The sequence below is a fragment of the Sphingobium terrigena genome (genome assembly GCF_003591655.1).
Lineage (GTDB): Bacteria > Pseudomonadota > Alphaproteobacteria > Sphingomonadales > Sphingomonadaceae > Sphingobium > Sphingobium terrigena.
This window is the reverse complement of sequence record NZ_QVRA01000036.1, coordinates 22,733-30,927: the sequence shown is the minus strand read 5'-3', so window position 1 is coordinate 30,927 and position 8,195 is coordinate 22,733. Positions and strand designations below refer to the sequence as shown.

The window sequence follows — 8,195 nt, the reverse complement described above, 5'->3', positions numbered from 1 at the left end:
GATCCTGTGCGCCGGCGTGACGGTCTACAAGGGGCTGAAGGTCACGGACACACGGCCCGGCAATTGGGTGGCGATCTCGGGCATCGGCGGTCTCGGGCATATGGCCGTGCAATATGCCAAGGCAATGGGGCTCAATGTCGTGGCCGTCGACATCGACGACGCCAAACTCGCGCTCGCGGAGCGACTGGGCGCGGATCTCACCGTCAACGCGCGCAACGTCGACCCTGCCGCATTCATCAAGAAGGAGATCGGTGGCGCCCATGGCGCACTTGTCACAGCAGTGTCGCCGATCGCATTTCAGCAAGCACTCGGCATGGTCAGGCGGGGAGGCACGGTGGCGTTGAACGGGCTTCCGCCAGGCGACTTTCCGCTGTCGATTTTCGACACGGTCCTGAACGGGATCACCGTTCGTGGCTCCATCGTCGGCACGCGGCTCGATCTGCAGGAAGCGCTTGATTTTGCCTCGGAGGGCAAGGTTCGCGCGACCGTCACGACGGACACGCTGGAGAACATCAACGATATTTTCGCGCGCATGCATCATGGTGAAATCGAGGGGCGGATCGTGATCGATTTCGAGGGCGGCGCCCACTGACCAAGCGAATGCTCTGACGGTGTGCCCCGCCCGTGCCCAACCACCCGTGCGTGCGCCCACATCGTCCCGGCAGGTCCGATCTTTTGGTGAGAACCGCCGCGCCGTCGGCCCCCGGCATAGTGGCATCGCTCGGACCGGGACTCCGGCTCATTTCGATCATGGCGCCACTTGGCGCCAGTGGAGAACAACATGGCAAGCGGTAGAAAAGCGTATCTTGTCGGCGGCGGCATCGGCGCCCTGGCCGCAGCGGCCTTCCTGATCCGCGACGGTGGCCTGAAGGGCAGCGACATTACCGTCTATGAAATGCTTCCGATCCTTGGCGGCAGCCTCGACGGCGCCGGCAGCGCATCGGATGGCTATTCGATGCGCGGCGGCCGGATGCTGACAACGGATAATTACGAATGCACCTGGGGTCTGTTCAAGACGATCCCCTCGCTCGAACATCCCGGCTTGACCGTCTTCGAGGAGACGATCGCGTTCAACGAACGTGTACGATCGCATTCGAAGGCACGCCTGATCGACCGCGATTGTGCCATCCTCGACGTGACCTCGATGGGCTTTTCGATGAACGACCGGTTGGAATTGCTCAGCCTTTCCGTCGCCAGTGAAGAGCGATTGGGTGCCACACGGATTACCGATTGGCTCTCGCCTTCATTTTTCGAGACCAAATTCTGGTATATGTGGGCAACGACCTTCGCCTTTCAGCCATGGCACAGCGCGGTCGAATTCAGGCGCTACCTCCATCGTTTCATCAAGGAATTCTCGAGGATCGAAACGCTCGCGGGCGTAAAGCGCACGGTCTACAACCAATATGATTCCCTGGTCCGTCCTCTGGCCGCCTGGCTCGAAGAACGGGGAGTCCATTTCGCCAGTGACACATTGGTCACAGACCTCGTCCTCGCCCCGATCGGCGGCAAGTCAGCGGTCAGCCGCATCCTGCTGCGCCACGGCGAAGCGGTCGAAGCCATTGACGTCGGACCCGAAGACCTCGTCTTTTTTCAGAACGGTTCGATGACCGACGCCTCGAGCCTTGGATCCATGACCAGTGCGCCGCCGCATCGGACGAAACATGACAGCGGGGGGTGGGCCCTATGGGAGAAGCTCGCCGCGGAGCATCCCGGCTTTGGGAACCCAGCCGCCTTCAATAGCTCGATCGCCGAATCCTGCTGGATATCGTTCACGGTCACGCAGGGAAACACGCGCTTCTTCGACCATATGGAATCCTTCACCGGAAACGTGGCGGGCACGGGTGGACTTGTGACCTTCAAGGATTCGAGCTGGTTGATGTCGGTGGTATTGGCGCATCAACCGCATTTCCCTGACCAGCCGGCGACGAGCCGGGTGTTCTGGGGATATGCTCTGCACCCCGATCGCATCGGCGATTTCGTGCCAAAGCCGATGTCAGCCTGCTGCGGGGAGGACCTTCTGATCGAGCTATGTGGCCATCTCAATATCGACATGACAGTCTTTGAAACGGCAAACTGCATCCCCTGCCGGATGCCCTATATTACGAGCATGTTCATGCCGCGCTCGAAAGGCGAACGACCGCTCCCGGTTCCCGAAACGACGCGGAATCTCGCCTTTGTCAGTCAGTTCGTCGAAATACCCGAAGATGTTGTCTTCACCGTCGAATATTCGGTGCGGGCCGCGCAAATGGCGGTCTATCAGTTGCTCGGAATCGATGCGCAGATCCCGCCAGTCAGTCACTATGATCGATCTGCCAGGGTCAATCTGAGCGCGGCGATCAAGGCATTCCGCTAGAACATCGCGCATTCGATCGAGCAGGCCAAACGCAGGCGTCACGTTTCTCTGGTGCGCTGCGCGCGGCACTGAAATGGCTACGTAACAATCCCAATTCAGCGCGAAGGCACCGTGCCCTACCGACGCGACAGTGCCATCTACCGAGGGCGAATGTCGGACCAGGACAGGCTCGCGCAATTTGGCGCTCGCGTCTTTATTGATCAGCGCGGATTATTCGAATGGAGACCGATCAGCATGACCGCACGCGCAAAGCTGAACTTCTATGATCGCGTTCTTCGGCCGGATCCATCGCGCACCGTCGTCCGTCCTTTTGAGCCGAATTATCCCAGAGATTTCGACGGCGGCACGTCCCGCACCCAGGAGACTGTCGATCTGATCGTGGCGCTCGACGAGGCTGAGTTGGCGCGTCAGCTGAAAGGCGTCACACTATCCCTGGACGAGAACCACCGCGACGTCGATGCGATGTTGCTTCGCCGGTTCAACGATATCGCCGGGCGGATTGAGGGCGCCGACCGGATCACCGTTGAGCAGCAGCGGTTGATCGGTGCCTATTGCAGCGAAGAATTTGCATATGAGGCCGCTGCGCTGTTCAACCCAAGCGCGGTACTTCATCCGGATCAGTCGGGGCTCCCCGAAGGCACCATTCGATTCGTGATGTCGCTGCGAGGCATCGGCGAGGGACACGTGTCTTCGGTTACATTCCGCACCGGCACCTGGACGCCGGGCGGAGCGCTCGTAGTCGATGATCCTAGTCCGACATCGGTATCGCCTCTCATCGATACGTGCGGGAAATGCGGGAAAGATGACGGCGTGGCAGTGCGCCTGTGTTGCGCCGGCAGTCGCACGATCTCGGAGACAGTGGTTTTCCCGGTCCTCCCGAGCCAAACGCAGGGTATCGAGGATACGCGCCTTGTTCGCTTCTGCGAGGATGATGGCAGCATAAGCTACCATGGTACATATACCGCGTTCGGCGGTGGCCAAGTGCGATCGGAATTGCTGAGCACGGCCGATTTTAGATCGTTCGAGATGCGTGTCCTGGCCGGCCAGGCCTCGAGCGGAAAGGGCATGGCCCTTTTCCCTCGCCGCATAGCGGGGAAATACGCCATGCTTGGGCGTCAGGACAGCAAGAACATCTGGCTTCACTTCTCCGATGAACTGCTCAACTGGGCAGGTGGCGCAAAGCTCATTACACCAAAATTCCCTTGGGAATTCATCCAGATGGGAAATTGCGGGTCGCCGATCGAGATTGACGAAGGCTGGCTAGTGATGACCCACGGCGTTGGCACGGTCCGCAACTATTGCATTGGCGCATGCCTGCTCGACAAGAATGACCCATCAAAGCTGCTGGCGCGCACGCCGCGCCCGGTACTGGCCCCGAGCCCGCACGAGAGGGACGGGTACGTACCCAACGTTGTCTATAGTTGCGGTGCGATCGTTCACGATCGGACGATGTTACTGCCCTATGGTGTGGCTGACAGCTTCACTGCCTTCGCTACGGTCTCAATTGATAACCTCCTAAGTGTGATGGAGTAGGTCACTCGAACTGATTGGGAATTGCTGACTGTTCGAGCGGTGGATGCCGTTCAAGGAAGACGAACGCCAATTCGGAGCGGCGCGCGTCGTTTAGCGATGTTGGCTGTGCACAGGGGATTCCATGCCATGGCAATTTGATCAGGGTTTGAGGCAAGCGAGAATTGCCATCATCACGGTCCGGGTCTCCGCCACGTCTCGCACGGGGATTACGTCGATTCCGGCTGTGCGAACGGGATCATCGTTGCCACCGGGATAGATCGCGTCTCCCATGAACAGCATCGCCGACTGCGGAATGCCGGATTCCTCGGCAAGACGGCGCATTCCATAAGCCTTGTCGATGCCTTGGCGAGTAATGTCGATGGAGGTTGATCCCCCGACGTTCACCGACAGCTCGGGCAGTCGTGATCGAAGCGCTGCCTGCAGTGCCTTGCGCTTGGCGAAGTCGGGATCCCACGCTTTCTTTGCGTCGAGCGGCGCCTCCTGTCCAAGTCCAGAGAAAGTAATCTGGCTCCCGCGGTCCTCGATCCGCTCACCCCATGTCCTCTCGTCCGGAAGGCCCACTTCCCTTGGGGCCAGTTCAAACGCCTGAAGAATGCGCCTGCGCTCGTCGGGGTCGAATACATCAGCATAGACCGGCTTCCAGGCATCGGTGAAGCGGTAGAGCTTGGTGCCCGTGGTTGGCATGATGAATAACTGACGGAGGTCAGCTCTGATGGGCAATCGCGACACGACTTGTGCTTCGAACTGAGGCCAGTCGCCACCGGAGATCACTGCGACGCCGACGAGATCAAGCAGCTTGGCAAGCAGCTCGGCCGTTTCTTGGTCTATGGGCTGTTTGCTCTCGGCCAGGGTGCCGTCAAGGTCGAAGGCGATAAGGCGCTTCATCGGTGGACTCCAATCAGGGTGCTGTCGCTCGGCGGATAGGCGGCGCTCGAGCGATCGGGTTCGATATTCTTCAGGCGGACGGTAACCGGTGCGACGGTTGCATCGAGGATCGCCTGCACGATAGCCGGCTTTGACGGCGCTCCGAACGCGGTGCACCTTCCCAAGATGCCGCGGCGGATCCGCTCTTGGCCATGCTCGATCATCTCGCAGCCTCCATCAGGATGATATTGTCTATCGCTTGGGCAGCGCCGTCCTCCTCGTTCGACAGGGTCACCTGGTCAGCGGCGGAGCGGACCGCATCGGGACCCTGCCCCATCGCAATCGAGAGGCCAGCGCGCGCGAACATCGGCAGGTCATTACGCTCGTCGCCGAGCACGGCAACGTTGGCGAGCGGTACGCCGATCGCGGCTGCCAGCGCGGCGACGCCATCGCCCTTGTTGGCCTGGGGAGCGGTAATGTCGAGATAGTAAGGCTGAGAACGGCCGACAGTCGCAAACTGTCCGAGCGCTGCCGCGATCTCGCCGTCAAGTCGCGCGAGCAATGCATGGTCACCGCTGACGCCGACGATCTTGTCGGGATGAGCGAGCAATGCCGCGAAGTCGTCCTTGATTTTCGGCTCGATGCTTGCCGCGCGCCGCTCGCGCGGAACATACACATCGTCGGTTGCTTGGGCATACCAGAGGCCGTCCGAAAACAGCCACGGCGTGACGGCCGGGTGCTCAAGCAGGGCGAGTGCTCGCGCGGCGCATTCGGGATCGAGCTGATCTGCCGAAACGACAGTCCCGTCGGGCCAGACGATCGTGCCGCCGTTGAAGGCGCCGATGACGCCTGGGAGCTCCAGCCGTTTCGCGATCCAGAGCATGCCGCTGGGCGGGCGGGCACTGATCAGGCTCACCGCAATACCAGCCGTCCTGGCCCGTCCAACCGCAGAGATCACGCCGTCGGAGAGGGTTTTGTCCTGGCGGAGGAGCGTGCCATCTATATCAGAGACGATCAGGCGAATAGGGCCGCTCATCCGAGGTGATGCCAGCGTCGATGCGAGCGGTGCATCAGCGCATCTGCACTTTCGGGGCCGGCGCTGCCTGCGGCGTATTCCTCGGGGGTGCCTTGTGCCCACAGATCGAGGAGCGGCTGCACGGCGCGCCAGCCGCCCTCGATCTGCGCGGCACGTTGAAACAGCGTCTGGTCGCCCAATTGCACGTCATACAGCAAAGTTTCGTAGCCGGTCTGGTGGCCCACGTGGAAATGCTCCCGGTAGCGGAAATCCATGGCGACCGGCGCAGTGTTCACGACGAGCCCAGGCCGCTTGACCACAAACTCAAGGCTGATGCCCTCGTCGGGCTGAATTTGCACCACAAGACGGTTGGGGGGCAGCCGGTCCACCACTGTCTCCTGGAAAAGCGCCAGCGGCACGTCGCGGTATTGGACGACGATCTCGGTATCACGGGTCGCCAGCGCCTTCCCGGTGCGCAGATAGAAGGGCACGCCCGACCACCGCCACGTCTCCACGTGCAACTTGAGCGCGGCGAAGGTCTCCGTGCGGCTGGCCGGGTCAACGTCGGGCTCATCGAGATAGGCGGAAACGGCCTTGCCAGCGATGGCGCCGGAGCAATAGCGCCCGCGAATTGCCTCGGTCGGGTCGATCGGGCGGATGGCGGCAATGACCTTCTCTTTTTCCGTCCGGATCGCATCGGCATCGAAGCTGATCGGCGGCTCCATCGCTATCAACGCCAGCAGCTGGAAGAGGTGATTGGGAACCATGTCGCGCAATGCGCCGGTGGCATCGTAGAATCTGCCGCGCGTGCCGACGGTCACCGCCTCGGCCGCCGTTATTTGGACATGATCGACATAGCGGTTGTTCCAGACGGCTTCCATCATGGTGTTGCCGAAGCGTGTGACCATGATGTTCTGTACGGTCTCCTTCCCAAGGAAGTGATCGATCCGGTAGATCTGGGACTCGCTGGCGCGGGAAAGGATTTGCCGGTTCAGCGCCTGTGCGGAGGCAAGGTCGGTCCCGAACGTTTTTTGATCACGACGCGGCGGAAACCATCGGTCTCGTTGAGCAGCCCTGCATCGCCGAGCTGATTGACGACGGTCCCGAAGAAGGCGGGCGCGGTGGCGAGGTAGAAGATCGCGTTACCGGTGAGTTGGCTGCCGAGAGCCTGATACATTGTCGTATCGGCGAAATCGCCCTTCAAATAGCGGATACGACTGCGGAGCCATGGCCAGTTGGCATCGTCCTTCACGAATTCGTCAAGCGCCTCGCGCAGATGCTCGTCGTCGCTGTCATGATGGCTGACACCGACGAGCGCCATGTCCTCATTCAGCAAGCCGGCCCGAGCGAGGTTAACGAGTGCAGGTATCAGCAATCGGCGGGCGAGGTCCCCAAATGCGCCGAAGATAACGAAGGTAGCAGAGGGTGCAGTCAGAGCATCGCTCATTGCGGCATCTCGACATGGCCGCCGAAGCCGAACCGCATCGCCGAGAGCAGCTTGTCGCCGAACGTCGTGTAGACCCGGCTGCGGTAGCGCGTGAACAGTGCCGCTGAGAGCACGTAGGCAGGGACTGCCTCCTCCATTGCCGCCTCGATCGTCCAGTGACCCTCGCCGGAATCCGCGACCTGGCCCGAGAACTGCTCCAGCATTTGGTCTTTGGCGAGCGCCGTCGCGGTCAGATCGAGCAACCAGGACGAGATCACGCTGCCGCGGCGCCAGACCTCGGCGATGTCAGTGAGGTTGAGGTCGAAGCGCTCGTCTTCCGGCAGCTTGGCGGATGACTTGCCCTTCAGGATGTCGAACCCCTCAGCATAGGCCTGCATCAAGCCATATTCGATGCCGTTGTGAACCATCTTGACGAAATGGCCCGAGCCGGCTGGACCGGCATGGATATACCCCTTCTCGGCGCGGGTGTCCTCGTTGGGACCGCCGCGATCCGGTGTGCGTGCGATCGTCCCAAAGCCTGGTGCCATGGCCTCGAAGAGAGGATCGAGACTGTCGAGCGTCGCGGCATCGCCTCCGATCATCATGCAATAGCCTCGGTCAAGGCCCCACACACCGCCCGAGGTGCCCACATCGACATAGTGGAGCCCCTTCATGGCGCACAGCTTCGCCCGGCGGATGTCGTCCTTGTAGAAGCTGTTGCCGCCGTCGATAATTATGTCGCCTGGGGAGGCCAAGCCCATCAGCATCTCGATCGTGCTCTCCGTCGGCGGCCCAGCCGGCAGCATCACCCAGAAAATGCGCGGGCTCTCCAGCTTGGCTGCGACCTCCTCAAGCGAAGCGGCGGCGGTCGCGCCTTCGCCGGCCAGCATGTCCACCAGCGGCGGGTTCCGATCGAAGGCGACGATCTCGTGACCGCCGCGCATCAGACGGCGCGCAATATTGGCTCCCATTCTGCCGAGGCCGATCATCGCTATACGCATGTG

Annotated in this window: 8 protein-coding genes and 1 pseudogene; 3 read left to right on the top strand and 6 right to left on the bottom strand. The window is 61.3% G+C overall.

Features of this window, described 5'->3' with window-relative positions; all coding sequences use genetic code 11:
* From D0Z70_RS22190 to D0Z70_RS22180, 3 genes are all read left to right on the top strand, one after another.
* The coding region (locus D0Z70_RS22190; RefSeq protein ID WP_147418820.1) for a zinc-binding dehydrogenase at positions 1-592 on the top strand (592 nt) is incomplete at its 5' end.
* Between the two features lie 177 nt (positions 593-769).
* Positions 770-2,353, top strand: a complete 1,584-nt coding sequence (locus D0Z70_RS22185; RefSeq protein WP_275402234.1) for an oleate hydratase — start codon at positions 770-772, stop codon at positions 2,351-2,353.
* 234 nt (positions 2,354-2,587) lie between these two features.
* Positions 2,588-3,886: a glycoside hydrolase family 130 protein gene (locus tag D0Z70_RS22180; RefSeq protein WP_119750128.1), complete on the top strand. Its 1,299-nt coding sequence runs from the start codon at positions 2,588-2,590 to the stop codon at positions 3,884-3,886.
* 138 nt (positions 3,887-4,024) lie between these two features.
* Here D0Z70_RS22180 and D0Z70_RS22175 read toward each other — a convergent pair whose 3' ends face one another.
* From D0Z70_RS22175 to gnd, 6 genes and pseudogenes are all read right to left on the bottom strand, one after another.
* Positions 4,025-4,771, bottom strand: a complete 747-nt coding sequence (locus tag D0Z70_RS22175) for an HAD-IIB family hydrolase (protein WP_119750120.1) — start codon at positions 4,769-4,771, stop codon at positions 4,025-4,027.
* Positions 4,768-4,974 (bottom strand): hypothetical protein, encoded by a 207-nt coding sequence (locus tag D0Z70_RS22170; RefSeq protein WP_119750118.1) that lies wholly within the window; start codon positions 4,972-4,974, stop codon positions 4,768-4,770. Before D0Z70_RS22170 ends, D0Z70_RS22175 begins: the two co-directional genes overlap by 4 nt.
* Positions 4,971-5,786, bottom strand: a complete 816-nt coding sequence (locus tag D0Z70_RS22165) for a Cof-type HAD-IIB family hydrolase (RefSeq protein WP_119750116.1) — start codon at positions 5,784-5,786, stop codon at positions 4,971-4,973. The genes D0Z70_RS22170 and D0Z70_RS22165 overlap by 4 nt, the downstream gene beginning before the upstream one ends.
* Positions 5,783-6,748 (bottom strand): glucose-6-phosphate dehydrogenase, encoded by a 966-nt coding sequence (zwf, locus tag D0Z70_RS22160; RefSeq protein WP_239019079.1) that lies wholly within the window; start codon positions 6,746-6,748, stop codon positions 5,783-5,785. Before zwf ends, D0Z70_RS22165 begins: the two co-directional genes overlap by 4 nt.
* A pseudogene (locus tag D0Z70_RS25570) lies at positions 6,737-7,212 on the bottom strand (glucose-6-phosphate dehydrogenase); the annotation flags it as partial. The gene zwf and the pseudogene D0Z70_RS25570, both read right to left, overlap by 12 nt.
* Positions 7,209-8,192 (bottom strand): phosphogluconate dehydrogenase (NAD(+)-dependent, decarboxylating), encoded by a 984-nt coding sequence (gnd, locus tag D0Z70_RS22155; protein ID WP_119750114.1) that lies wholly within the window; start codon positions 8,190-8,192, stop codon positions 7,209-7,211. The gene gnd and the pseudogene D0Z70_RS25570, both read right to left, overlap by 4 nt.
* Between the last annotated feature and the right edge of the window lie 3 nt (positions 8,193-8,195).

What these genes read in the sequence shown, in the direction of transcription:
- D0Z70_RS22180 (WP_119750128.1), top strand. Translation starts at nt 2,588, where the DNA reads ATGACCGCACGCGCAAAGCTGAACTTCTATGATCGCGTTCTTCGGCCG.
- D0Z70_RS22175 (WP_119750120.1), bottom strand. Translation starts at nt 4,771, where the DNA reads ATGAAGCGCCTTATCGCCTTCGACCTTGACGGCACCCTGGCCGAGAGC.
- D0Z70_RS22170 (WP_119750118.1), bottom strand. Translation starts at nt 4,974, where the DNA reads ATGATCGAGCATGGCCAAGAGCGGATCCGCCGCGGCATCTTGGGAAGG.
- D0Z70_RS22165 (WP_119750116.1), bottom strand. Translation starts at nt 5,786, where the DNA reads ATGAGCGGCCCTATTCGCCTGATCGTCTCTGATATAGATGGCACGCTC.
- gnd (WP_119750114.1), bottom strand. Translation starts at nt 8,192, where the DNA reads ATGCGTATAGCGATGATCGGCCTCGGCAGAATGGGAGCCAATATTGCG.